This is a genomic window from Nostoc sp., from assembly GCF_036919595.1.
Classification (GTDB): Bacteria; Cyanobacteriota; Cyanobacteriia; order Cyanobacteriales; family Nostocaceae; genus Nostoc.
In genome coordinates this window covers 96,190-121,580 of sequence record NZ_JBALCO010000092.1, presented here as the reverse complement: position 1 = coordinate 121,580, position 25,391 = coordinate 96,190, and the positions used below count along the sequence as shown (strand labels likewise).

The following is a 25,391-nucleotide window of genomic DNA, read 5'->3' as shown; positions in this document are numbered from 1 at the left end:
AATCAACGGTAATTCGTTAGGCTTACCGTATTTTACAGCTATTTTTACTTGATTAAACATACTGTAAGGGCGCACAGCTAGCTATGCGACCCTACCAAGGATTGTGGTTCAAATAGATGAAAAACGCTGTAATCTAAAGCATTTTTCACAGAAATAATTTTATCCCGGCAAACACTGATCGAGTAAGTTAGGGAACCAACATTGAACGAGGATTAATCATCCCTGCCTCTTGAATTGCTGAAAAAGCAGTTTCCCCGATGATGCGATGAGCCGCAGCCGTCGGATGAATGCCATCCCAGAACAAAAACTGGTCTGGGTTACTACAGATGCTAGAGCCAGACAGACATGGAGTGGTGACATTGGTAAAGTTAAAGGCTGCCGGATTTGCGATCGCATCTCGATACAAGGCGTTGGCATCTAATACCACAATCTCCAGATCGGAATGCTGTTGACTTAGGATTTTGAGCGATCGCCTCAAGCCTTGATTATGTGCTTGTGTTAATGCACTAAGATTCACAGAATTCGTACTGGTTCTAGTGGCAGGTAAGTGTCCTAAATCTGGTAAATTTCCTACCAGAATCTTTTTTGCACCTACATCAGTTAAAGAGTTGATGGCGATCGTCAGATTTTTAACAGGAACAGTTGCACTGCTTACCCCTTGCAAATAATCATTTGCCCCAGCCCACAGCACATACAAAGCATCTGAATTCGTCTTTTGATGTGTCTGAGTAAACGACTGCACTTGATTTAGCAAGCTAGGTACATAGTTGTTGCCAGCGCTGCCAGTAGTTGCTCCTCCGTAAGCAAAATTGTGAGTTTGCTTAGAGGAGAGATGGAGGCTTTCGCCAAGATACTCAACCCAAACCCGACCATTCGAGTAACGCCCCTGATAGTAAGTTGGATTAGGTGGATACATTCCTCCTGTCGCCCGGAATACCATTCCTGTATCTGAAAGACTGTCCCCAAATACGTAGAGTTCTGTAATGGGATGAGTTTTATCCATAACTTTTGCCGCTACAACCATTATAAAAATTAGAAGAGCAAGTCCCGTTGTTAAAAACCACTTTTTTTTTGGCATTAAACTTTTCTGCAAAGCCTAAAGACTACAGTTTTTACAACTGTTGTTGATGATTATTGTTGTGAGTAAAGATTGAGCTTACAATTGAGTACTTCTCTAAGCTAACAAGCTAACTTCAGAGGTGGTGAGCAAAACCGGATACTTTCAGGTGTGGATTTTGCTAATTGTCTTAATGCAGTTTTCAAATGAATAGACCAAAGTCAATTTTTTTAACTGGAAGTCCCTAAATTTTGCTCTGCAATGGCAATGCATCGACTTACAATGGCAATGTATCGACCTGCAATGCTAATGCATCGACCTGCAATGGCAACGTATCGACCACAATCGCAACGTATCGACTTGCAATGCTAATGCATCGACTTGCAATGCTAATGCATCGACTTGCAAAATTAACGCACCCTACATTACGTAGCAATTCTAAAAGACTTGTGTACCACGCTAGCCTTCAAAGAGAGAAGCTTTAACAGGACTTACGCACGGGTTATGAAAGAACCACAGAGACACAGAGAAGCCAGTGCGCCCTTCTCCCTTGGCGTTAGCCTCTCCCTTTGGGAGAAGGGGAGACGCCAAGGGCGATAGCGAAGCGGTAGCGAGTCATCGAGCGTCTGCGGTTCCCCGACTTGTACCCCTACGGGGAAGCAAGCTACGCGCAGCGTCTCCCTTAGGAGAAGCAACTGGCGCGACACGGAGGAATGAGAGTTTGAGAGGTTTTTTGCGTAAGTCCTATACTTAACTGAAAATTGGTGTAATGCAGTGGTGTTGTGCCTTATAACCTTGTCATCAATAACCGATAAGGCGGTGGCTGACTTTTCTTTGCAAATGCCTATAGTTAACAAAAATTAGAATTGCATCGTTGCTCAAATCGTTGAAAGTTCGCCAAAGTGGTAATAGGAGTTTTTACATTACTTTTGTGGAAAACTGAAATGATTCAAAAATTTGCAGCCCCAACTCACAGAGACAAATACATCCGTGTTGCTAAATTTGCAGATGTTCAAGCAGCAGGTAGTTTGTTGGTTCGCAGCGAAAAACATACTATTGCTCTGTTTTACTCAGATAATAAAGTCTATGCAATTGATAACCGTTGTCCGCATATGGGCTTTCCGCTTCACGGTAGCATTTGCAAAGATGGGATTGTAACTTGCCCTTGGCACTATGCCCGCTTCGACCTCGCCAGTGGCGGAACATTTGACTCTTGGGCAGATGATGTTCCCTCCTTTGGTGTAGAAATCCGTGATGGAGAAGTTTGGGTAAATTTAGATCCCCTAGTTGACCTCCACGCCCACCACAGCCAACGTCTTCAAGATGGCTTAGAACAGAGTATTTCGTTAGTTATTGCCAAATCAGCGATCGCTTTACTGGACATGGGGGCAGATTTTACCGAACCATTTCAGGTAGGACTGGAATTTGGCACCCGTTACAACAAAGCAGGTTGGAGTACAGGCTTAACCATCCATACTTGCATGATGAATTTGCTGCCTTATCTAGATGCAGAAGATAAACCCCGCGCTCTTTTCCAAGGACTTTCAGCAGTAGCTAGTGATAGTGCAGGTGCGCCACCTCACTTTGTCGTTCATCCATTGCCCAATTATAATGTTGACCTAGATACCCTCAAAAGCTGGTTTTGTCAGTTTGTTGAGGTGCGGGACAGTGAAGCAGCAGAGAGATGTTTGGTATCTGCAATTCAGGCGGGAGCTAATTCTGAGCAACTTGCAGACATGCTGTTCACATCTGCCACAGACCACCGTTATATCGATAGTGGTCATGCAATCGACTTCATTAACAAGGCACTGGAAGCCCTGGATGGTGTTGGTTGGCAAGGGGCAGAGTCAGTTTTGGCGAGTCTAGTTTCTGGTTTAGCAACTGCTTCCCGCATGGAAGAGTCCAATTCTTGGCGCTATCCTGTGGATTTGGTAGCAATTCTGGAATCTGCTTTTGAGCAGTTACCTACGGCTTTGGCAACAGGACGACCTCGACAAGGAACTTGGTCAGGTGAGGAGGAATTGGTGCCGATTTTGTTAGGGGAAGATCCACAGAAAATTAGCAACTCTCTTCTGACTGCTTTGGAAGCTGGTTGTACTGAAGAACAATTGGCAGGTGTAGTTACTTACACAGCAGCACTTCGAGTAGCCCGCTTCCACACTAACAACGACTTTGGCGACTGGAATTCAGCGCACCATCCGTTTACTTTTGCCAATGCAGTGTATCAAGGATTACGACGAGTGCCAACGCTTGAATTACTGCGAGGTGTGTTTGATGCTGCCATGAGTGTATATCTGAATCGTTTTTTGAATGTGCCACCAGCACGACTTCCAGAAGCAAAAGACTCTGCTCAAAATCCTGAAGAATTGCTCAACCAACTACCAGATTTATTAAATCGCCAACAACAAGTAAATCAAACAGGTAAATTGGTTGCTGATTATTTGTACAATGGCGGCTCTGTTGAGCGACTGATGGCAATGTTGGGTAAGTTGATGCTGCGCGAAAATCGGGACTTTCATGTGATTCAGGAAATGGAAGCAGCTTTTAGACAATACTTCCTGCTGGGTGAAACTGCTGGTATTCATGTACTAATTGCTGCTGCTCGTTATTTAGCAGCACACGCACCCACGATGCGATCGCAAGGCCAAACCTATCAAATTGCTGATCGGTTGCATAAAGGCGATCGCCTGTTTGAGGAATCGTAATTTAGCTAATCTTGAAAGACTCGATAATTGCTGCGATCGCTTAATGCAAGAATTTGGGCGATCGCGGCAATTTCTGCTTTGTAACTAGATTTTCAATCTTGTTTTTCTTGCTTATTAAGGAAACTCAAGAGGCGAATTAAAAATTGCATAAATGTTCAACTCGCCTCAGTTAAGTACTTGAAAATTTCAACCCATATCTTCTGTGTATGGACTTAAGGTAGTATCCATCGCTCTTTATGCCCCAGGGTTAGCTCACCCAAAAGGGTGAGTCATATATCAACCGATCAGGTGACCTGAATGAGGGAAGCTGAGATTAGTAATAAAGAGGACTCTATTACTAAAGAACACCGATCGCATTTTACCTAAGGATAACCTTATGAAACTTGTTAACTTAATAAATTCTGGACTTATTTTTGCTTCTATTACTCTTGTACCTGGAATCGCTGGCGCTCAAACAGCTACTATCAGCAGCAGTAAAATAGCTATTAACTCTAACAATTTATCCAGTAACTCTACTTCTGTTAGTTACCTCCAGCCTTTTAATCTAGTTAATTTTGCTTATCAAGGAGGTCTAAAGCAACACGGAATTCCTAGTGGAGAAGCCTTAGTATTTGAAACTCAGAATAGAAATATTATTGCAAAAGATTTAGTGAAGGCTGCTGTTAATGCAAATAAATTACCATCACAAGTTTTAAACGACCAAAATTATCTAAGTGCTGTTAATTTGCAACTCAAAGCATTGCCTGATTATGCCGCTGCTGATTGATTTGATTTTTCTTGTCTCTTTTTATAAAGCTAAATTTCTCAATATACTATATTCCGGCGCTTGTTACTAATATAAATAAAAGCCTTTTATACACAGCAATCCCTGTGTATAAAATAATGGTTGATATTGAAGAACGATTTTTAGATTTTGAGAGAAGTTGTGCATATAAGTTGCACTTCTAGTGTGTTGAGGCCACAGAAAATTGTATAATCAACAGCCATCAACCAAAAATTTCGTTTTCTATAGAGAATGACAGAAGTAATTAGATCCGAAAGCCTAAATAACATTGAGTCCATTGAGTTTGAAGAGCAGTGCTTGCACAAAGCCAGAGAAACAGGCGATCGCAATGCGGAAGTCATTTGTTTAGGAAGTTTGGGGAATGCTTACCAGTCAATTGGGGAGTACCACCTGGCAATTGAATTTTATCAACAGTGGTTGGATATAGCTAGAGAAATAGGCGATCGCTTCGAGGAAGCCAAGTCTTTGTCTGGGTTGGGTAATGCTTATCAATCACTGGGCAAATATCAGCGAGCGATTGAATTTTATCAGCAGTGGTTGAGTATCACCAGGAAAATAGACGATCGCACTGGGGAAGGCATTTGTTTAGGAAGTCTGGGCAATACTTATGAATACCTGGGCAAGTATGAGCAAGCGATCGAGTTTTATCAGCAGTGGTTGAGTATCACCAAAAAAATAGGCGATTGGACTGGGGAATGCATTTGCCTGGGAAGTTTAGGCAATAGTTATGAATCATTGGGGGATTACCAACTGGCAATTGAGTATTACCACCAATGGTTACAACTGGCAAGATTCATCTGCGATCACAATGGGGAAGCAATGGCCTTGTGTGGGTTGGGTAATGCTTATAAGGCTCTGGGAAAGTACCATAGAGCGGTTGAGTTTCATCACTATTCATTAGAGATCACAAGGGATCTCGATGACCGAAATGGGGAAGCAAATGCCTGGTTTAATTTGGGTTTGGTGTTAGAAAAAATCAATCGAGAATCAGAAGCGATGGATGCCTTTTGTAATGCCCGCGAAATTTATCACGCAATGGGACTCGATGCAAGTCTGCAAGATTGTAACCATGCGATTGAGCTTCTTTCTCAAAATGTTGCAATCGTAGTATCTCACTTCGATTTTGGGAGATGGTTAAGTCATTTGTCGCAGTTGCTCAAAGCTGATTCTAACTAGTAACATCTCCCACCACTGATTCAGGTAATCTAAGGATGTTTTAAAAGCTTTTGGTGATTTATCATCGCCAAAATACATGATAATCCAGTTTTAAAACATCCTCTGAATACAGCTAAGATTACATCAAGAGGATGGATACTTGTGGAATACCGCAACTGAGTCATTATGATCAAAAGATAATACAGAAAACGGGTCTTTTCGATTTCCCATCTCCATCCCAGGAGTACCTATAGGCATTTGGGGAACAGATAAACCAACAATATTTGGCTTTTCTTGAAGCAGACGTTTGATGTCATCTGCTGGGACATGTCCTTCGATGACATATCCATTAACAATAGCTGTGTGGCAAGACGACAAGTTACCCGGCACGTTGTACTTTTGTTTAACTGTTTCGATATCAGGCGTGGGAAAGTTTGTAATTTTAAAACCCTGTGCCTTTAAGTGATCAATCCATCCGCCACAACAGTTACAATCGGGACTGTGATATACAGTTGCATTTAGTTCGCCTGCAACAGAACTAGGAAAAACAGCTTGAGCATGACTCATCGGAGCAGCGCTTGCCAAGATGCCCAACACCCCTACTGTTAGACAAATCATTACCACTACTTGCACAGCAGCACGTACCAAGATGGGAGGGAACCATTTTTGCCAGCAATAAATAAATTGTTTGTGCGACATCTGAGACTTCCTAAGTACAACATTCCATAAATTTGTTGTAACAAATTCTCTGCAAAAACACTCTGCGACGGCAGTCGCTCATGGGGAGCCACTGCGGTAAACGGGTTTTATAGCATAAAAGGGGCAGTGCGCCCTTGCGGATTCCCGACTTGTCCCTTGCGCGTCTCACGCTACTTGACGCTAGTCCGCTCAAGTCGAGACACCCGCCCACACGGCTGGCTCTTCTACTTGGGGAAACCCCAGACGCTTATTTGCTCTAAAAGTCATTGCAACAGTGCTAGTATGTCGAACATGGGCATTTTGTAACTTCTAAGTTGTCCTTCTGGAAGACAATAACTCTACTGCATCAGCCCTCTATTTTCATATTCTTGTTTTGGCGAAGGTACTGAACTATTAACCCATTTGCACCACTTGTAGGACAACAGCAAGCTATAGAATTGCTCACTCAGGCTGTCAGACAAAACCGGGTTGCTCCAGCCTATCTATTTGTGGGCCCAGATGGTGTAGGAAGAAGTTTAGCAGCAAGGTGCTTTGTGGAATTGCTATTTTCTAATGAGATGGGAGTCACTGCGGCTTTACAAAACCGTTTGCGTCAAGGCAACCATCCAGCTTTATTGTGGGTGCAACCAACGTACCAATACCAGGGACAACGATTAACACCATTAGAAGCGGCTGAGAAAGGACTTAAGCGTAAGGCACCGCCTGTAATTCGATTAGAGCAAATTCGAGAAATTACCGAGTTTCTGAGTCGTCCGCCTTTGGAAGCGCCGAGGAATGTGGTGATATTGGAAGAAGCCCAAACAATGGCAGAAGCCGCAGCCAATGCTTTACTTAAAACCTTGGAAGAACCGGGACAGGCGACGTTAATTTTAATTGCACCTACACCTGAGTCTGTGTTGCCAACTTTGGTGTCACGCTGTCAACGCATTCCTTTTTATCGCTTAGATGCCCAGTCTTTAGCTGTTGTACTCACACAAACAGGTCATCAGCAAATTTTGCCAAATCAGGCAGTATTGAGTATAGCAGCTGGCAGTGCCGGAAGTGCGATCGCATCTTACGAGCAATTACAAGCTATTCCCCATGAGTTACTCGAAGACCTGAAAAAAGCCCCTGCTTCATACCGCAAAGCCTTGGAGTTAGCCAAAAAAATTGATAAAGATTTAGATACAGAAGCACAACTGTGGTTAGTTGATTATCTTCAGCAATTTTACTGGCAGCAGTGGCATCAACCTACCATTATTCACCAGCTAGAACAGGCTCGTAAATACTTACTTGCTTACGCTCAACCCCGGCTGGTTTGGGAATGTCTGCTTTTATCTGTATACCAAAAATAAAATCGCATTCATGAATTTTTGCCCAAAAACCTCAAACTCTTTAGCTATATTAAATAATATTACTTAAGTAACCGGATATATTAGTACTAATGTATTATTTAAAAGCTATGTAAAGCGTCTCGTAGAGAATGCGGCGAGTTAACAGATATCGCCTCAAGACACTGGGATTTGCTCAATTGCCTAAGCTTCTTTTAAACAAAAGTCTTGCAGGGGATGACTAATAAAGGTTGTCCGATTATTGTTTTTGAAGATTGTATCCCTGACTTATGATTAACTTATCGCAGACAATTCCAGTTCTTCTTTTAGGGACAAGCTTGGCTGTGCTTTCCCCTCAACTTTGTACTGCTTTCACTGTTCAAGAGGTAGCTAGCCTTGCTAAAGCATCAAGCGATTTGCCAGTGGTCAAATCAGCAGGACTGTCCCCCGATATGGATGTGCCTTGGTCGAAACCCGTGAGAATCATTGATCCTTTTGAAGGGGAATTAGTTGGGGTTTTTGACCGCAACTCTTTAGGTGGCTATTTGTACCGTGAGAATTCAAAACAAGTTATTAGTTTGTGGACTCCTTCGAGCATTCGAGTCCTGGTAACACTAAATTCGGATCAAGCAAGTTCTTCTTTCTACACCGCAGGTCGTGTGTATCCCAGATATGACTATCAGAGGTTTGTTACTACCAAGAAAGTCGATAAACTTTTGCTTAAGGTCAGGGGAAAAGTTTTTCAATTAGACAGTTCAACCGGGACGTTTGCTGTCAGTCAAGAATTAGCCACTGCTTTGAAAAATGCTCCAGATGAGAACTTAGACATCAGACTACTATTGGAAGGAGGTCAAACTATTGATAGTGAAATTGGCAAAGATACGGTAAAATCTTGGCGAAAGATTTATTAAGCAATGTCTCAGGACAGGCTACTTATTGTGCATTTTTAACCAAAGTATTATCTATATATTAAGAAAGTAAAAATTTCTTACCTTTCATCAGGAATTTATCTAGTAAAGGTTGTTTAGAGATTTAGAAAGAAGGAACATTTTTAGAAGCAAGCCTGATTAATTCTTCAACATTGTTTGAGATTGTATTGCAAATCGTATTTAAAGGTAAATCATTAGGATCAAATCCGAAAGGTTCTTCGATTTCTGAGCCAATTTGTTCAATACTTAATAATGTAAAACTTACAAAAGCCATTACTATACCAGTCCACCAGTATAAAAAGCTAACAATTTCTGAAGGTAATATTAGACAAAAAATTAATAACAGTTGTCTGAGTTTAATAGTATATATCAAAGGCAGTGGTGTTTTTAAAATGCGTTCGCAACCACCTAAAATATCTACTAAACCATCTACGCAGTTATGTAGAGTAGTCAGTTGATAGACATTTAGACAATTCCGGTCATGCTGATACTGCAAGTAATCTCCTATCCAGTAAGCAATTTGTAGTGGGGGATGATTGCTATCTTGGAGTTGTAAATATTGTTTTTCAGACATTAAGGATGCTAACTGAGTGTCTAAAGGTACTGATCTTAGATGTAACTTCATTGCAACTGCAAAAGCAGTTACTAACCGAAGTATTGCCTCTTTTTCTACTCTATCTTGCGGTGTCTTATCTTTAACTATTATCCAAATTCCCCGAGTTAAGTTACGAGATGTATTAACTAAACCTCCCCATAATTGACGACCTTCCCAAAATCTATCATGGGCTGTATTCGTCCGAAAAACTAATAGTAATGTAAAACCAATATTAAAACTTAAAACAGCATTAGTAAGAATACTGTTTGAGTTTGAAAATGCTATTGGTAATTTTAAATAATAGAGAAATGATATTAAAATACCATATGCAGTACAAAAAAGTACCCAAGGAAGAATGATAGAAATAATTGACCTTTCAAGCCGAAGAGTTACTTGAAGCCAGTTCAATTTTTCGCCTTTGTAAAGGTGATATTTGTCTATTAAAGAGTTTTTGGAATTATTTTTAAAATAGTTAGGTCGTTTCATGTTAGTAAGGTTTGGCGATTACATAAATTAGCAAACTAGCTTTTTTAGCTAAAGTTATCTTGCTTAAGTAAGAGAGGTGCAAGATGTATGTTTCCAGATAGCGACCGTCGTACAACTATAATCAACATAAATTATACTTTTAGCATTTAAATTTATTTTTGTGAACCCTCTTTAGGTAGGTAAATTCACGAATGTCTTCGAAATTCTCACCAGCAATTTGGTTTTTCTTTGTAACGAAGCAATTACCTATTGGAGTGAGCTAAAAGAATAATTTTTCTTATTTAACTATGATTTTCAACATTTATCATCATATTGAGTACTTTTTGGCAACTTGAAATTTGCTGTAAGTAGACCTTGCCTCATGAACTGCGATCGCTCATTGATTCTCCACTTCTATTTAAATCATTTGTAAACAAAAAGATTTCTGATTTTTAAGAGGAGTCGGGAACAATACTTTTCAGATAAGCGTAGACTACTCCATTTTGGTCTGGGTGCATGTTAAAGGGCAAGGGATAAATAAAGGTGAATTCAAACCGCAATCCCATTCCCCTTTCCCCCAAAACCCCAAAAGTATTGGAGTTGGGAATCTGAACCTCTCGATTTTCGTATTACTAGTTCGTTTAAATTAGTATTCAAAGACTTATCGGGAAAAAATATGTTATTACTAAACAATTCTATTCATAAAGATTTAGTAATAATCTTTACCCAAGTTGGTATTGAAACCGCAAAAGTTACCGAGATAAATTTTCCCAAATTTTTGCAACACATAAACTGACTGTAGGGGCGTACAGGTGTACACCTCTACCTATCTATCTATATCAGCTATTGCGTTAAACAGTATAATTAGGCAAGATAGGAATGTGCAACAAAGCCGTTTATCATTGCAATATTTTGATGCGTAGAAGAGTTGCAAAGAGAAGAACTTTTACAATTTCTGCCCCGCGTAAATCGAGCGCACTTCGCCGTTACGCCGGATGACAGCTTCACCATTACTAACATCTACTAGTGTCCAACCGCTTGAGCCGATACTTTCACCCATGTTGATGCGGCGAGTCACGCCATCAATTTTAAACAAAGCAGCAGATTTGTTACCTAACTCTAACAACCCTTCTAAGGTGCTAGCAGGAGTATCTGCGATCGCAGTTGGCGCATATACTTGTTCATGGGTAATAGTTGGTTCTGATGGTGCGAGTGCTGCACGTAATGGAATTACTGGTAATGCAGGCAGAGGGTTGGGTGTTTGCTGCACGGTAATGGGTGCAGTTCGTCCAGCTACAGGTTTGAGTTCTGCTTGCACAGCCGCAGCTAACATGTTGACGGTTACAGGCTTGGCAGCTTGTCGCACCGTATTCAGGGCATTTTTCACAACATTAGGTTGATATCCCTGTAACGCACTGGCAATTCGTGGTATAAATGTAGGAGTACCAGGAATCGCCGGCAGCCCGTAGTGCATTGGCGACGGCGCTTGATAAACGGGAACGTAGATGCGCTCAACAACGCTTCCAGAGCGGTTAGGGGCTAGTGGCGTATTGTTAGCTAAAAGTGGAAGTGCTGGTAGATTACCAGTTGTTTGCCCGTTCCCAAGGGCTATTTGATTAGTATTTGCCTGACTGGAGAATCCAAGGATGCCAGATTTTTGATTGCTTTTTGCTTCTTGTTTATCTATAACTGCCAACGCTCCCAGCATATAATCAACCAACTCTGCCTCAATTTGTGTTTTTGTTGGCGGCCGTGACTGCGGTTGCGGCAATAGAAGAGCTGACTCAGGCAATTTGGTATTTAAAAGATATACTACTCCAGACTGTACCAGGTAGATAATACCAGCGATCGCCACACCTAAAGTTGTTCCCACAATCAGCAGTTTGCCCAAATTACTACTACTTTTCTGACGCTTTCTACTAACTCTTTTTACGGTAGCGGTGTCAAACACAACAGTACTCAATTGCTTGTGGTTATCTTGAGCTACTGACTCTAGTGGTTGGTTCAATGTGTTCGGTAAGATAATCTGCGGTATCGTAACTGTTTGCAGAGGAACGGATTCTGGAGGCGACTGGCGTTGAGGTTGGGGGGACCCAGTAACAGACTGGCTCGATTTGTTCTGCCCACTCTGCCTAACGGTTTGAGAAGGCAAATTACCAGTAACATCCAGAATGTAGTCGATATCGGCAAAGAGTTCATCCATTAGACCATCAGCATAGTTTTCTATCCACCAAGGTTCGTTGGCGATTAAGTCTTCTGATGGTTCCGGTACTATGAGACGGGTGCTGGCTTCTTGTAACATAGACGTTCTATCTTTGTTGCTAGGACGAGGAAACGCCGCGCCTACTGCCTGGGAGTTAGGATTACAGATGAAATATCCAATCCGCCATCTGATTGAGACGAGTTGGTTGAGCGTTGGTATTAAAATCAACTTTAATCTGGTGATTGTTGATGATGGCAGTACTAATACTTATTGTCATCTATCATACCAATTTCCCTTCCTACTACTATACTCAGTCTTTATGAAGTTTTTGTTAAGCTAACGCTGGAAACTGTGACTGGCTCTTGGTTCTACGCAATTCTAAATATAATAATAAAGCGTTAACATCCGCTGGGTTTACACCACCTATACGTGCGGCTTGACCAAGAGTGAGTGGTTTTACGTGAGTCAGCTTTTCCCGTGCCTCTTTGGAAAGAGTATCAATTTTTGTGTAATCTAAATCCCCAGGTAATTGGCGGTGCGCTTGGCGGGCAATTTGGTCAATCTGATTTTGTTGCCTAGCGAGATAGCCAGAATACTTGATATCAATTTCTGCGCCTTCTTTCTCGGCGCGGTTGAGGTTGGGGTTTCCCAATCCGAATCTGTCGAGGTCAACATAATGAAATCCTGGACGCCGCAGCAAGTCATTAAGGGTAATTGAACCTTTAATTGCTTGTTGAGTATTAGATGCGATCGCTATTCCTATTTCATCATGTTCTTTGACTCGTGTGGCTTGCAATCTTTGCTTTTCTGTGGTAATATTGGCTTGTTTTTGGATAAATAGATCCCAGCGGCGATCGTCAATTAAACCAATTTCCCGTCCCAAGGGTGTCAAGCGTTGGTCAGCATTGTCAGAACGCAATATCAATCGATACTCTGACCTACTGGTAAGCATCCGGTAAGGTTCTCGGAGGTCTTTTGTACACAGGTCATCGACTAGCGTTCCAATGTAACTTTGCTCGCGGGCAAAGACAATCATTTCTTGAGAGCGAACAAATCGAGCTGCGTTAATTCCCGCCACAAGCCCTTGAGCAGCAGCTTCTTCATAACCTGTGGTACCGTTAATCTGCCCAGCACAAAACAGTCCGGCAATCTTCTTGGTCATCAGTGTGGGGTAACACTGAGTTGCAGGTAAATAGTCATATTCCACAGCATACGCCGGACGGAGCATCACACATTTTTCCAAACCGGGAAGAGTCCGCAACATATGCAGTTGCAAATTTTCTGGCAATCCTGTGGAAAACCCTTGGATATAAAGTTCAGGTATATCCCTTCCTTCTGGTTCAATAAAGATTTGGTGGCTTTCCTTATCGGCAAAGCGGACAATTTTATCTTCAATACTGGGACAATAACGCGGCCCTTTGGCTTCCACCCAACCGCCATAAACTGGCGACAGGTGCAAATTATCCTGAATTAGGCGATGAGTTTCGCCAGTTGTGCGGGTGATATAGCAAGGCATCTGTTCCCGTTCTACCCACGCATCCGGGTCAAAGCTAAACCAGCGCACATTTTCATCTCCTGGCTGGATTAGCATTTTACTATAATCTACCGATCGCTTGTCTACCCTGGCTGGAGTTCCAGTTTTGAGTCTTCCGGTTTCAAATCCCAGGCGATTTAGGGTTTGTGTCAATCCTTCAGCCGCAAATTCTCCAGCCCGTCCCGCCGGCATTGATTTGTTACCTACCCAAATTTTGCCTCCCAGAAAGGTGCCAGTTGTCAAGATGACTGCTTTACATTGGAACCCTACACCAAAATAAGTTTCAACGCCGATGACTTGATCATTAGCATCCAACACTAAATCTGTCACCATACTTTCGCGGATTGTCAAGTTTTCTTGGTTCTCGACAATATTTTTCATCACCGCTGCATATTCGCGCTTGTCCGTCTGGGCGCGTAATGCCCACACAGCAGGCCCCCGTGAAGAGTTGAGGATACGTTTTTGCAGGTAAGTGCGGTCTGCTACTTTACCAAGTTCTCCACCGAGTGCATCTACCTCATGGGTCAACTGGGATTTAGCTGGACCACCCACTGCTGGGTTACAAGGTTGCCAAGCGATTTTATCCAAGTTGAGCGTCAATAACAGGGTACGACAACCGAGGCGTGCAGAGGCGAGAGCTGCTTCGCAACCGGAGTGACCTGCACCGACGACTATGACATCAAAAGCGTCTTGGAATTCAACGGAATTGTGCATGGTCATACTTACAGGATCGGCAAGCTTAAAGTTCTTTTCAATTTTAACTGTTCCAGTGATTTCATGGATGTAACTTTCTGAGAAAAAAGTTATCAAATTTATTAGAATTCAATTACAGAAAAGTTTCTCTTTCTCTGCTTGAGTATTAAGTAAAAAAATATAATTTTCTTTAAGATTTGTGGCAAATTTTCGGTTTATATATCACAGATTTAAGCATAAAAAAAGTTAATTTATTACAGATATATATTAAATATATTGCACAATTTATATATAATAATCTATCAACACGATCACTTATCTGTGTTTTCAACTCATTAATAATACAATCCACTTGGTGTTAATGATATTTTTCCTCACAACATCCCCTCAACCCCCCTTAAAAAGCTTGTCATTACCCATATATGACAATCTCTACTTCGTTGCTATAGAGCCTCGGAATAGAATTCCAAGGCTAATAGCTTTAGCTATTAGCTGCTGAACTTAAGTTCTGGGTGAGATGTCGGTCAATACGACACTTTGATTGTTAAAAAAATGTGAGTAATGACAAGCCTTAAAAAACGGCACTTAATTTCAAGGAGGATAAAGCTTTAACCAAAATATATTAATTAATAACAGATATTTGTAATCAGTTTATTACTTTTATTCTTGAATAAATTAAGCAATTATTTAAAAATGAAAATCCTCATCAGGAAGAAAAAATTTATTCCTAAGGTTATCAGAAAGACAACTTTCATCAGTATAGTTATTATGATGATATTTGTCTTAGTCGCTAGTAGCGAGATTACCTATAACCAATTGGGTAGAACTGCCCAATCATTAAATGTATGCTTGAATACAGATTCATTAGCTTGTAAAGACACCTTTAAAGAGATAACATCGAAGCCATTTATTCCTGACCCAAAATTAAATGAGCAACAACGTTTTTTATCTGTAATTAGCCAGAAATTACCCACAATCCCCCAGCCTGGTACTTATGAATATACTTTATTGCGGACATATGGTGCAGTCTTTGTAAATCAAGATGTTGGGATTAAACTGCCGCAAAAAGATATTTTTAATAATGAACAAGAAACTCAAGAGTTTCAAGCTACTTTGACAATGGGTCATGTTGATAACACTAATGACTGTTACTTACAAAAATCAGCGGCTGATGCTTTAAATAAAGCGCGAGTTCAAGAACATATCCCGCTAAAATCTGGTTATGGTTCTGGCGATTGCACTCGCACTTTCAACACAAATTTAAGATTTTGGTACAAATATGCTAATAATCAAATTTTAACAAAAGTTCAACAGGGCAAAGAAATAAAAATTCTTGGTTTGGTTGCACCTCCTGGAACTTCACAACATCTGTGGGGATTAGCAATTGATTTACGCGTAAGCAGTAAAGAACAAAGAAAAGCTCTTAATCAAAATGGTTGGTTTCAAACTGTAGAAAATGATGTTCCACATTGGACTTATGTGGGTTTACCTGAAGAGAATTTAGCTCTATTTGGTTTTAACAAACAAGTTATCCGGGGCATTACTTATTGGATTACACCACTTTAATTGTTAAATAGCATGAAAACTTGGAAATTTTAATCTAAAAAGTGGGATAAGTAGTTGGACAAAAATATTTACAGTCATTGCGAGCCTTGGTGAACGCAAGAGCGTCTCTAAGAGTTGCCTCTCGTAAAGAAGCGTACTCCTTCTCTACGAGACGCTTTGCGAACAAAGAAGCAAGCTACGCAGAGCGTCTCGTTCGCAATGACATTGTGTAATTAATTCTGTCTGACTACTTCTTGTTTAGCAAGCTTTGGTAACAGCTTATCAGTAACGCGAACATATTCTCTCCAGAACCATTGGGGAACTTCGGAAGCAGACTGTCCAAACCCAGACTCAATATCAATAATATATTAACTGAGCAGTTACAGCCGGAATTAGAATCAGCAAAGCTGTAAGACTTAGTAAACGTCTATTATTGACGAGAGACGCTGTTGCCTCGACCAATTTGTACTTGTACAAGGAGGCAACAGCGAATCAAACCGAAAGTTTACATTCAAGGCAAGCGTTGAGTGTAGGCACTTGACAAGCCAAACATTGGCAGATGCGAAGCCGCCTTAAGCATTAGGGAGAAATCCGCACCTTGAGGAAAGCTAGCATCGCGCTAGGATGTATTACAGTTAACGGCATAGTTTCAGGCGATCAGTTGCTATGGACATTTCCCCCATCAAGGCTGTTCAAGCCCCTTATTACGGCGATAACTTTTACCGGACACCGCCACCAGATTTACCTTCCCTCTTATTAAAGGAGCGAATTGTCTATCTTGGGATGCCACTTGTGCCTGCTGTCACGGAATTGATCGTGGCCGAGTTGCTGTTTTTGCAGTCCGACGACCCCGAAAAGCCGATTAAAATCTATATCAACTCCACCGGCACTTCCGGTTACAGTGGCGAACCCATTGGCTTTGAAACCGAAGCCTTCGCTATCTATGACACTATCAAATATATCAAGCCTCCGATCCACACCATCTGCGTCGGTTCCGCGATGGGTATGGCAGCGATGCTTCTCAGTGCTGGTACAAAAGGTTGCCGCGCCAGTTTGCCTCACTCCTCGATTATCCTGCATCAGCCCAAAAGCTATGCCCAAGGTCAAGCAACGGATATTCAAATCCGCGCAAGGGAAGTTTTGGTAAATAAAGGGGCGCTAGTTGATATCTTGCATCGTACCACCGGACAGCCCCCAGAAAAAATTACTAAAGATATGGATCGGCTGTTATATATGACACCCTACGAAGCGAAGGAATATGGTCTGATTGACCGAGTTTTTGAGAAAGAAGAACTCGCAAATCCCCCACTCCCTGCCAGTGTCCTTTAAATTTAGTTATGAGTTATGAGTTATGAGTTAATTTAATACTCCTTCCTCATTCCTAACTCCTCACTTTTCACTCTCCGATCATCCCCAATTTATTAATAACGGAGCAAATTATGCCTATAGGCGTTCCTAAAGTTCCTTACCGGATGCCCGGAGGACAATATACAGATTGGATTAGCATCTACGATCGCCTTTATCGGGAACGGATTATATTCTTGGGGCGAGATATTGATGACGAAATTGCCAATCAAATTATCGCTGTAATGCTGTATCTGGACTCAGATGATCCAGGTAAAGATATTTATTTATACATCAATTCCCCCGGTGGAATGGTCACCTCTGGCATGGCTATTTTTGACACCATGCAACATATCAAATCAGATGTGGTGACTATTTGTGTGGGTTTAGCTGCTTCAATGGGGTCTTTCCTGCTGGCAGCTGGCACCAAAGGGAAACGCATAGCATTGCCTCACTCACGGATTATGATTCACCAGCCTTCAGGTGGCACCCGTGGGCAAGCAACTGATATCGAAATTGAAGCTAGAGAGATTCTACGGATTCGTCACCAGCTGAATGGGATTTATGCCGATAAAACTGGTCAGACCATAGCAAAAATTGAAAAAGATATGGATCGTGACTTTTTCATGTCTGCCGAAGAGGCTAAAGAATACGGTTTAATTGACCGTGTGATTGAAGACCGAACCTCTATAGTAGTAGGCGAGTAGGGAGTAGGGGAAGCTGGCGTTGCAGGGGAGAAATAATTCCTAACTTCTAACTCCTAATTCCCCACTCTCCACTCGCTTTGCTAAACAAACTGTCAACATTGAACTTTAAAATAGCAAATTAGCCCTTATTATTAATAGTTCAGGCTTAAAGCCGATAGCTGATAGCCTCTAGCTGGATATTCGATAGCTCATAGCTCAAGATGGATCTTGGAGATTGCTACCGTTTATTGGGTTTAAGGTCGGGAGCTTCTTTTGCTGAGATCAAAGCGTCTTACCGACGACTGGCGCAGCAATATCATCCCGATATGAACCCAGATGACAACAAAGCCAAAGATAAGTTTATTGCCTTGACAGAGGCTTATAAACTCTTGCTGACGGTAGTATTGCCAGAGGAAACTGCTGCACATTCAAATCAGGTGTCAACTGTGTATGATGACACCAAGGCAATGCATTGGCAGAAAACACCAGTAGCAACGGTGACAAGCCAACAACCACCGAAACCAAGGCCGCCGAATCTGTTGGAAATAGAAGAACGGCTGAAGTGGAAAACTTATGAGCAATTGCAGCGATTTTTGCAAGAAAGACGATTTCCCCAAGCGATCGCCCTGGTAGAAGCTTTAGCAGATCGTTTGTCAACAGATGCAGAAGTCCGTCAATGGCAAGCGATCGCTTATCAAATTTGGGGACGGGCGCTAATTTCCGAAAACCAGCTGCTCAAAGCCAAAATTTATCTTAAAAAAGCTTTGAAAACAGATCCTTATAATAAAACTCTCTGGTATGAAGTGCAACGCGATTTCCAACGCTTAGAACAAATTTTTTAAAGATTTACAAAATTTCTTGAAAATCAAAATCTCTTTTCCAACTTCTAAGAAGGAAATGGTCTTCATTGGGCTGCTACCGCCCAGACGGAAGGCGGGAACCATCCATTGAGCATTCCCAGTCTGAGACTGGGAACGAGGTAAATTATCTTCAATTCAAAATCCAAAATCTAAGTTGCGCTGGAAGCGCACCTTTGGTGCGACCCAAAATCTAAAATTGGCACTATCATCGCTGCCATCCGCGCAACACTGCTCCTAATGTAGCGATTCCCTCGACAATCTTCTGTGTTGGCTGAAAGCTAAAAGCTAACCTGATGGCATCATCTCCCTGTCCATCGGTGTAACACCGAGTCCCTGGCATAAAGCTGATGCCGTGTTCATTGGCAGCTGTTAGAAGTGCTTTGGCGCTGATGTCTGACGGCAATTTACACCAAGCGAAAAAGCCCCTATCTGGTCGCAAAGCAACTATATCACTGGGAAACTCTTGAGCGATCGCCTCTAACAATAAATTGCACTTATGCTTGTAGCAGGCGATTAGCTGCTGAATGTGATTATCTAGTTTGCCTGTAGCACAGTAGCGGGCGACCACATGGCTGACAAATGGCCCCACAGGCCCCTCACTTTTGAACATTGCCAGCCGCTCAATAATCGCTGGATCACCACAAGCCCAGCCCAGACGGATACCAGGCGCAATAATTTTCGAGAAGGTACTTACATATAATACCCACCCTTCTTGGTCGAGAGTTACCAGAGGGGGCACAGTTTCTCCTTGGAACCGCAAATCGCTATAAGCATCGTCTTCCACCACTAAGACGCCATACTCAGCCGCTAACGCTACCAGCTTTTGGCGGCGAAATAACGGCATAGTAGCGCCTGTGGGATTGTGAAAGGTGGGGATGGTGTAAATAAACCGGGGTCGGATGCCCTGTTTCTTTAAGTCGCTCAAAGTTTCTTCTAGGGCGTCCACATCCATCCCCAACTCATCCACAGGAATGGTAATTATGCGTGCGCCAGCCTGGACAAATCTGACAACTACTCCCAGGAAGGTTGGGCCTTCTACAATTACTACATCACCAGGTTCGACAAACACATCTGGTAGCAAACCGAGAATCTGACCAGAACCGTAGCCAATGACCAGGCGATCGCGATCGGCAGCAATTCCTTTAGCCTGCAAGCGGAGGATAATTTGTTCATACAGTTGAGCTGAAGGTGGCCCATAATTGAGGGCGATCGGGGCTTCTTCTGTCAGCACAGCCGCACTTGCAGCAGCCAAGTCGGCGTGGGGAAAGAGAATTGGGTCAGCTAAACCGTAGGCAAAGCTGACAGTGATAATTTTGGTTAACTCAGTACCGTAAGTTGGTGGTGCGAGGTTTCTAGCTCTTTCGGCGAACAAATCAGCAATTTGGTAGGCAGAAGTGGTAGGAGCCATAAAGGGCGAGTTGTCTTCTAAGTTTATCAGTATATCAGTATTTTAGGGAAGAAATACTGATAGTCAGCTTTATTCTAAATCCGAACAATGATATCGTAATTTTATAAGTAAAGTTTGGTTAGTTTATCATCAATAGTTTAAGAATTAAAGATTTCAAATAATTTTTTAATCGAGCATTTATAACCTTATCTCTGCGCCTGGAGCGCGACACCAGATGCTACAACGCTCTTAACCCGCGCAACTTACTGGCTCCTCTCCGTGAGATAAAAAAATCACTGTAAATTGAATTGGTGCGATCGCTTTTAGGAAAAGTTCAACCACATCATATTTGCTAAACCGTCTCACCACTCAAATAAGCGTCACGAATTTGCAGGTTATTCAATAATTCGCTAGATCACCCAGACAGCGCAATTCGACCATTTTGAAGTATATAACCATAATAAGCAATTTGCAGTACTAAATTGGCATTCTGTTCAACCATAAAAACAGTCACACCCTGCTGATTAATCGTCTCAATTAATTCTCAAACACGCTCGATATACAAAGGTGAAAGACCCATCATTGGCTGATCCATGCAGATTAAGTGAGGTTAAAGTAGTACATATGTATATAGCGATCGCTGCAAACTTGATGCAAGTGACATTAATCAACCCTTCCAAGAATTAAAATCTAAAATTTATACAGAGCAATCTGGCAGCTAAAAAAATGCATATTTAACTGTTGTAGGGCAAAAGTAAAATTTAAAAAGTCTTGTTTTTTAGTCTTTTGAGATTTTTTTAATGGTTTGTTGTAATCTACTAAAGCTTTATCTTGGGGTTTAGAAGCTGGAAATTTCCCTAAAGTTATTTAAATACGGTATTCTTTTCGACTTACCGTGATATTCAGATGAGTAAGAACATCTCACACCTAGCTAGAAAAATCAACAGACCTACTTCGATAACCGTGAATCCTACGAGTTAAAATAATGCGAATTCGACCCAACACCTTGAACTTCACGCTTCTTTTGGGGGCACTCTCTGCCCTACCGCCCCTATCAATTGACATGGGGCTACCAGCTTTTCCCACAATCAGCGCAGCTTTGAGGGCATCTTCTGGATCTGTTGGACTAACTCTAAGCTTGTTTATGCTTGGGTTTGCTGTTGCCCAGCTGATTTTCGGTCCGCTTTCGGATCGTTATGGACGCAGACCAATCTTGCTTATCGGCTGCGGACTTTTTACCCTAGCAGGTGCAAGCTGTGCTGCTGCGCCATCCATCAATACTCTGATTGCTTGGCGTTTAATTCAAGGTGCCGGCGCTGGTGCAGGTATGGTGATGACACTGGCGATTGTCCGCGATTTATTTGATGGTTCGGCAGCACGCGCCCAACTATCCTATGTCAATCTCGTGATGGGCGTAGCACCGATGATTGCACCCACAATCGGTAGTTGGGTGCTGGCAATCGCTGGTTGGCGGACTATCTATGGGACACTGGCTGTAGGAGGGTTCTTACTCTTGCTGTTTGTTGCCCTTGGACTAAGTGAGTCGCTAGCTAGTCGTGATCTAGATGCGATCAAACCACGTCGGCTGATAAAAAATTATGGGCGCATTCTCAGCAATCGGATTTGTCTTGGCTACGCCCTCGTCAATGCACTGAGCTTTGGGTGCATGTTTACCTATGTTGCGGGATCACCACTCGTGCTGCTTAATGTATTTAAAGTCCCGACTACAACCTACGGCTGGCTTTTTGCATCGACCGCTTTTGGCATCATGGTAGGCTCATTTCTGAATGGGCATCTGAGTATGCGTGGCGTATCTCCGTCAAGGTTGCTCACCTTTGGGCTGGTGAGTGCCGTTGGCTCATCTGTTGCCCTTGCGATGCTGTCAGTGAGTGGTGCTGCACAAGTTACTACGCTAATGCCTCTTCTAGTACTTAACACCTTCTGCCTGGGGATAATCTCCCCCAATGCAATCCAGGGTGCCATTCAGCCTTTGCCAGAGATAGCTGGAGTTGCAGCCGCCACGGTGGGATTTCTGCAAATGTTATGTGGGGCGTTGGCGAGTGGGCTAGTTGCTTTCTTCTATGATGGGCGCACAGCGATCGCCATGTCTAGTTTAATGGCAGTGTTTGCGATCGCCTCCTTCGCCGCTTATTTTGGACTTGCACGCCCTGCCGAGCGTCGCTTTGCTCGGACTCAAGCACTACACGAAACGATAAATTAGGTATTTGACTAATGACTAATGACTAAAGGGAATTTGATTAACTTTAAGTGGCGGCAATTAATTCTGAGCTTAAGCTGTTTGCTACTGTTCATTGCCTGTAACAATTCTTATCCAAATCCAGGTGTTCAACCTCTCAAGGTGGCGACAGACCCTACCTTTATCCCTTTTGAAATCCAAACGGCTAGTAGTCACTTGGAAGGTTTTGATATTGATTTGATGAATGCGATCGCTAAAGTAGCAGGTTTTCCAATCCAGTTTGAAAGTCTGCCCTTTGATGGCATGATCTCGACTTTGCAAGCTAAAAGAGTCGATGCAGCAATTAGTGGAATCACGATTACCGCCGAACGCCTGAAAACCATTGCTTTTTCCAGACCTTATTTTAAAGCCGGACTAGCGATCGCTGTTCGCGAAGACAACCAAAATATTAAAGACTTCAATAGTCTCAAAGGTAAAAAAATTGCTGTACAAATTGGTTCAACTGGGGCGGATTTTGCCAAAACCATCCCCAATGCCAAAATTAGTACTTTTAATTCTGGCCCAGAATTTTTCCAAGACTTGCTCAATGGCAATGTTGATGCTGTGGTTAGCGATGCTTTCGCAACTTTGTATGCGATTAAAAATGGCAAACTCAAAGGCATCAGAGTTGTTGCCGATCTACTCACCCAAGAATACTACGGGATTGCTACACCTAAAGACTCCCCCTATCTGGATGCAATTAACAAAAGTATAGTGACTTTGTTATCCAATGGCACTTACAAGCAAATTTATCAAAAATGGTTTAACGCTGAACCTCTACAATTGCCAGACTCTTGGCATGAGGCATAGCGCATAGGGCATTGGTTAATAATTAATAGTTCTTCTTTCCCTACTACTCTCCACTCCCTACTTTCTACTCCCCACTCACCCATTTATAAGGAATTAGCTGCCAATATATTAAATATTTATCTAATATGCGTCACAATTAATACTGCCACCAAAATTCATTGATAAACTACAATCTCTTGTAGGTCTACTGTGGTCAGGGATAGCCAATTGTGGCACCTTGGATCTTAGTGGCTAGAAGCACCTTGGAACGGGAATTAAGGAACTTCCACTATGCTGATTTGCCCTCAGTGTAAATTTGAAAACCCCAATAGCAACAAATTCTGTCAAAACTGTGGCACGTCCCTGACCCACAAGGTCTGTCCTGAATGCAGTACTGATGTACCTATAAATGCACTACGTTGTCATAACTGTGGCACGGAATGTGGAACAGTGTTTTGGGCAATTATTGCTAAGCAAACGAATGGGGAAGCTTTGAGAGTAGAGAAAAATCAGGGAGATAAGGGAGATGTGGGAGTAGAGGGAGATGAGGGAGCAATATACTCCTCATCTCCTCTACCCCTTAGTTTTCAGATTGCATTAGGCTCCTATTTAGACTCCCAAGAGCGCTATCAATTGTTATATATGCTACCTGGACAAACTGAAACTACCACCATTCCTGATGTAGGTGTCAGAGTTTTAGATTGTCATCCGTATCAAATATCACCCATTGAGGCAATACTAGCAAGTCAGCAATCTGATTTGCTAACGCCATCAGTGGAAGCAAGTGGAATTCCTCGCCTTGCTAAACTTTATATTGCCTTACAATCCCAAGGTCAGCGGGAGATACCGCCGATTCACGATGCATGGCAGCAGGGGGATATGCAGGTAGTAATAATTGAAGACCGCTCACATTGGCAGCCTTTACTCGACCGATGGCAAGAAGAAACAACGAGTTCGTTAAAAATTTTACACTGGTGTTATCAAATGACCCAACTTTGGGCAGTATTGGAACCAGTGAATTGTCGTCAAAGCCTTTTAGATTTGTCAAATTTGCGGTTGGATGAAGACCAAACGCTGGCGCTACAAAGGTTATATGTGGAATCATCAAGTTCTCAGCTTGCTATTGAGTCCCCAGAAGATGCCGAAGCCCAAACATTCGCTATTCCAGAGGAGCCGTTAACTATCCAAGCTTTGGGGCGGGTTTGGCAAGCGCTATTTAGGCAGTCTCAACGGACTCAATTTGGCTCTGTAGTCCAGATGTTGGGGGATTTAGATGTAGGTAAGATTCACACGATCGCACAATTGCGATCGCGTTTAGAGGAAATCTCTGTTGAACTGGAAGCACTAGGAACCGCAACTTTGCCCCCAATAAAGGAGAAAAATACTGCTGTGCCCATTATCCCGCAATCAGATGAGCCAGAAGATGTCATTAGCAAAACTGATGATATGCCAACTGTTGTGCTGGCGATGCAGTTAAGTAGCTTAGAAGATGCAGGACGCACAGATGTGGGGCGTCAACGTCATCATAATGAAGACTACTTTGGCATTGAAACCAAAATTCAGAAGCTGGAGTTGCCTAAAAATCGAGTTCTGGAAGGGCATGGTTTGTATATTCTCTGTGATGGTATGGGTGGACATGCTGGCGGCGAGATAGCCAGTGAGTTAGCAGTCAACACCCTACGGCAATACTTTCAAGAACACTGGATTGTTAACCAACTGCCAACAGAAGATAGCATTCGTGAGGCAGTGTTTTTAGCTAATGAGGCGATTTACAAGCTTAATCAACAAGATGCCCGTTCTGGAGTGGGGCGCATGGGTACAACTCTGGTAATGCTCTTAATTCAAGATACTGAAGCAGCAGTTGCTCATGTGGGAGATAGCCGTCTCTATCGCTTGACGCGCAAGCGGCGACTAGAACAAGTCACAGTAGATCACGAAGTTGGGCAACGGGAAATAACCAGGGGAGTGGAAGCAAGCATAGCTTACGCCCGCCCGGATGCCTACCAACTCACGCAAGCCTTGGGGCCTCGTGACGAAAACTCGATTAATCCTGATGTAGACTTTTTTGAGATCAATGAAGATACTCTTCTACTGTTGGCATCGGACGGTCTATCAGATAATGATTTAATAGAAACCCATTGGCAGACTCACTTAGAACCCTTACTTAGTTCTGGCGTTAACTTAGAACAGGGTGTTACAGACTTAATTGATTTGGCGAACCAACAGAATGGTCATGACAACATTACTGGTATACTTATTCGGGCAAAAGTACGCCCAAATCTGGAAAGTTAAAAATAAATTGGAATGGGGCATGGGGAATGGGTAATAAGAAGAAAGAACAATCACAAATTCCCAATAGACATATCCGCTAATTCACCTCAAAGCCTTATAAATCAGGGGTTAAAACCTAATTTA

General features: G+C 42.4%; 19 protein-coding genes. 13 read left to right on the top strand and 6 right to left on the bottom strand.

The features are described from left to right. Positions 1-187 precede the first annotated feature (187 nt). Positions 188-1,078, bottom strand: coding sequence for an SGNH/GDSL hydrolase family protein (locus V7K21_RS13810; protein WP_335175071.1), 891 nt, complete (start codon positions 1,076-1,078; stop codon positions 188-190). A gap of 514 nt (positions 1,079-1,592) precedes the next feature. Here V7K21_RS13810 and V7K21_RS13805 point away from each other — a divergent pair. The 4 genes from V7K21_RS13805 (at position 1,593) to V7K21_RS13790 (ending at position 5,722) form a co-directional block, all read left to right on the top strand. Continuing rightward, positions 1,593-1,811 carry a hypothetical protein gene (locus V7K21_RS13805; protein ID WP_335175069.1) on the top strand — a complete coding sequence of 73 codons (219 nt, stop codon included), beginning with the start codon at positions 1,593-1,595 and terminating at the stop codon, positions 1,809-1,811. A gap of 190 nt (positions 1,812-2,001) precedes the next feature. Further along, positions 2,002-3,762 (top strand): Rieske (2Fe-2S) protein, encoded by a 1,761-nt coding sequence (locus V7K21_RS13800; RefSeq protein ID WP_335175067.1) that lies wholly within the window; start codon positions 2,002-2,004, stop codon positions 3,760-3,762. Between the two features lie 376 nt (positions 3,763-4,138). Next, positions 4,139-4,528, top strand: a complete 390-nt coding sequence (locus tag V7K21_RS13795) for a hypothetical protein (protein ID WP_335175065.1) — start codon at positions 4,139-4,141, stop codon at positions 4,526-4,528. A gap of 249 nt (positions 4,529-4,777) precedes the next feature. Beyond that, entirely contained in the window at positions 4,778-5,722 is a 945-nt protein-coding gene (locus V7K21_RS13790) for a tetratricopeptide repeat protein (protein ID WP_335175063.1), read from the top strand. Positions 5,723-5,845: 123 nt separating this feature from the next. Here V7K21_RS13790 and V7K21_RS13785 read toward each other — a convergent pair whose 3' ends face one another. Beyond that, positions 5,846-6,400: a DUF411 domain-containing protein gene (locus tag V7K21_RS13785; protein ID WP_335175062.1), complete on the bottom strand. Its 555-nt coding sequence runs from the start codon at positions 6,398-6,400 to the stop codon at positions 5,846-5,848. Positions 6,401-6,792: 392 nt separating this feature from the next. Here V7K21_RS13785 and V7K21_RS13780 point away from each other — a divergent pair, with 392 nt between their 5' ends. Next, complete coding sequence (locus V7K21_RS13780; protein ID WP_335175121.1) at positions 6,793-7,734, top strand: DNA polymerase III subunit delta'; 942 nt, start codon at positions 6,793-6,795, stop codon at positions 7,732-7,734. Between the two features lie 266 nt (positions 7,735-8,000). Beyond that, complete coding sequence (locus V7K21_RS13775) at positions 8,001-8,621, top strand: hypothetical protein (RefSeq protein WP_335175060.1); 621 nt, start codon at positions 8,001-8,003, stop codon at positions 8,619-8,621. Positions 8,622-8,742: 121 nt separating this feature from the next. Here the strand turns inward: V7K21_RS13775 and V7K21_RS13770 are convergent, their stop codons facing one another. The 3 genes from V7K21_RS13770 to mnmG form a co-directional block, all read right to left on the bottom strand. Continuing rightward, positions 8,743-9,720 (bottom strand): bestrophin family protein, encoded by a 978-nt coding sequence (locus V7K21_RS13770; RefSeq protein ID WP_335175058.1) that lies wholly within the window; start codon positions 9,718-9,720, stop codon positions 8,743-8,745. Between the two features lie 925 nt (positions 9,721-10,645). Next, positions 10,646-12,001 (bottom strand): hypothetical protein, encoded by a 1,356-nt coding sequence (locus V7K21_RS13765; RefSeq protein ID WP_335175056.1) that lies wholly within the window; start codon positions 11,999-12,001, stop codon positions 10,646-10,648. A 232-nt stretch (positions 12,002-12,233) separates the two neighbouring features. Further along, on the bottom strand, positions 12,234-14,156 hold the full coding sequence (mnmG, locus tag V7K21_RS13760) for a tRNA uridine-5-carboxymethylaminomethyl(34) synthesis enzyme MnmG (RefSeq protein WP_335175119.1): 1,923 nt from the start codon (positions 14,154-14,156) through the stop codon (positions 12,234-12,236). Between the two features lie 666 nt (positions 14,157-14,822). Here mnmG and V7K21_RS13755 point away from each other — a divergent pair. The 4 genes from V7K21_RS13755 to V7K21_RS13740 all read left to right on the top strand — a co-directional run bounded on the left by V7K21_RS13755 (position 14,823) and on the right by V7K21_RS13740 (position 18,546). Continuing rightward, on the top strand, positions 14,823-15,695 hold the full coding sequence (locus tag V7K21_RS13755; protein WP_335175054.1) for a D-alanyl-D-alanine carboxypeptidase family protein: 873 nt from the start codon (positions 14,823-14,825) through the stop codon (positions 15,693-15,695). Positions 15,696-16,340: 645 nt separating this feature from the next. Then, positions 16,341-17,003, top strand: a complete 663-nt coding sequence (locus tag V7K21_RS13750; protein WP_335175051.1) for an ATP-dependent Clp protease proteolytic subunit — start codon at positions 16,341-16,343, stop codon at positions 17,001-17,003. Positions 17,004-17,113: 110 nt separating this feature from the next. Further along, the gene (locus V7K21_RS13745; RefSeq protein WP_298920727.1) at positions 17,114-17,725 is read left to right on the top strand and encodes an ATP-dependent Clp protease proteolytic subunit; all 612 of its coding nucleotides are present in this window, start codon (positions 17,114-17,116) and stop codon (positions 17,723-17,725) included. Positions 17,726-17,925: 200 nt separating this feature from the next. After that, complete coding sequence (locus V7K21_RS13740) at positions 17,926-18,546, top strand: J domain-containing protein (protein ID WP_335175049.1); 621 nt, start codon at positions 17,926-17,928, stop codon at positions 18,544-18,546. Positions 18,547-18,769: 223 nt separating this feature from the next. On the opposite strand, the gene V7K21_RS13735 is transcribed toward V7K21_RS13740, so the two are convergent. Then, positions 18,770-19,972, bottom strand: coding sequence for an aminotransferase-like domain-containing protein (locus V7K21_RS13735; protein ID WP_335175047.1), 1,203 nt, complete (start codon positions 19,970-19,972; stop codon positions 18,770-18,772). A gap of 964 nt (positions 19,973-20,936) precedes the next feature. Between V7K21_RS13735 and V7K21_RS13730 the strand changes: the two genes are divergently transcribed. From V7K21_RS13730 to V7K21_RS13720, 3 genes are all read left to right on the top strand, one after another. Further along, entirely contained in the window at positions 20,937-22,172 is a 1,236-nt protein-coding gene (locus V7K21_RS13730) for a multidrug effflux MFS transporter (protein WP_335175045.1), read from the top strand. Positions 22,173-22,190: 18 nt separating this feature from the next. Continuing rightward, positions 22,191-22,997: a basic amino acid ABC transporter substrate-binding protein gene (locus V7K21_RS13725; protein WP_335175043.1), complete on the top strand. Its 807-nt coding sequence runs from the start codon at positions 22,191-22,193 to the stop codon at positions 22,995-22,997. A gap of 270 nt (positions 22,998-23,267) precedes the next feature. Then, the gene (locus V7K21_RS13720) at positions 23,268-25,268 is read left to right on the top strand and encodes a serine/threonine phosphatase (RefSeq protein WP_335175041.1); all 2,001 of its coding nucleotides are present in this window, start codon (positions 23,268-23,270) and stop codon (positions 25,266-25,268) included. Positions 25,269-25,391: the final 123 nt, after the last annotated feature.

Excerpts from the sequence above, each read along its gene's own strand:
- V7K21_RS13775 (WP_335175060.1), top strand. The coding sequence starts at position 8,001 with ATGATTAACTTATCGCAGACAATTCCAGTTCTTCTTTTAGGGACAAGC.
- V7K21_RS13800 (WP_335175067.1), top strand. The coding sequence starts at position 2,002 with ATGATTCAAAAATTTGCAGCCCCAACTCACAGAGACAAATACATCCGT.
- V7K21_RS13795 (WP_335175065.1), top strand. The coding sequence starts at position 4,139 with ATGAAACTTGTTAACTTAATAAATTCTGGACTTATTTTTGCTTCTATT.
- V7K21_RS13770 (WP_335175058.1), bottom strand. The coding sequence starts at position 9,720 with ATGAAACGACCTAACTATTTTAAAAATAATTCCAAAAACTCTTTAATA.
- mnmG (WP_335175119.1), bottom strand. The coding sequence starts at position 14,156 with ATGACCATGCACAATTCCGTTGAATTCCAAGACGCTTTTGATGTCATA.
- V7K21_RS13725 (WP_335175043.1), top strand. The coding sequence starts at position 22,191 with ATGACTAAAGGGAATTTGATTAACTTTAAGTGGCGGCAATTAATTCTG.
- V7K21_RS13730 (WP_335175045.1), top strand. The coding sequence starts at position 20,937 with ATGCGAATTCGACCCAACACCTTGAACTTCACGCTTCTTTTGGGGGCA.
- V7K21_RS13735 (WP_335175047.1), bottom strand. The coding sequence starts at position 19,972 with ATGGCTCCTACCACTTCTGCCTACCAAATTGCTGATTTGTTCGCCGAA.
- V7K21_RS13785 (WP_335175062.1), bottom strand. The coding sequence starts at position 6,400 with ATGTCGCACAAACAATTTATTTATTGCTGGCAAAAATGGTTCCCTCCC.
- V7K21_RS13765 (WP_335175056.1), bottom strand. The coding sequence starts at position 12,001 with ATGTTACAAGAAGCCAGCACCCGTCTCATAGTACCGGAACCATCAGAA.
- V7K21_RS13790 (WP_335175063.1), top strand. The coding sequence starts at position 4,778 with ATGACAGAAGTAATTAGATCCGAAAGCCTAAATAACATTGAGTCCATT.
- V7K21_RS13755 (WP_335175054.1), top strand. The coding sequence starts at position 14,823 with ATGAAAATCCTCATCAGGAAGAAAAAATTTATTCCTAAGGTTATCAGA.
- V7K21_RS13740 (WP_335175049.1), top strand. The coding sequence starts at position 17,926 with ATGGATCTTGGAGATTGCTACCGTTTATTGGGTTTAAGGTCGGGAGCT.
- V7K21_RS13750 (WP_335175051.1), top strand. The coding sequence starts at position 16,341 with ATGGACATTTCCCCCATCAAGGCTGTTCAAGCCCCTTATTACGGCGAT.
- V7K21_RS13745 (WP_298920727.1), top strand. The coding sequence starts at position 17,114 with ATGCCTATAGGCGTTCCTAAAGTTCCTTACCGGATGCCCGGAGGACAA.
- V7K21_RS13720 (WP_335175041.1), top strand. The coding sequence starts at position 23,268 with ATGCTGATTTGCCCTCAGTGTAAATTTGAAAACCCCAATAGCAACAAA.
- V7K21_RS13810 (WP_335175071.1), bottom strand. The coding sequence starts at position 1,078 with ATGCCAAAAAAAAAGTGGTTTTTAACAACGGGACTTGCTCTTCTAATT.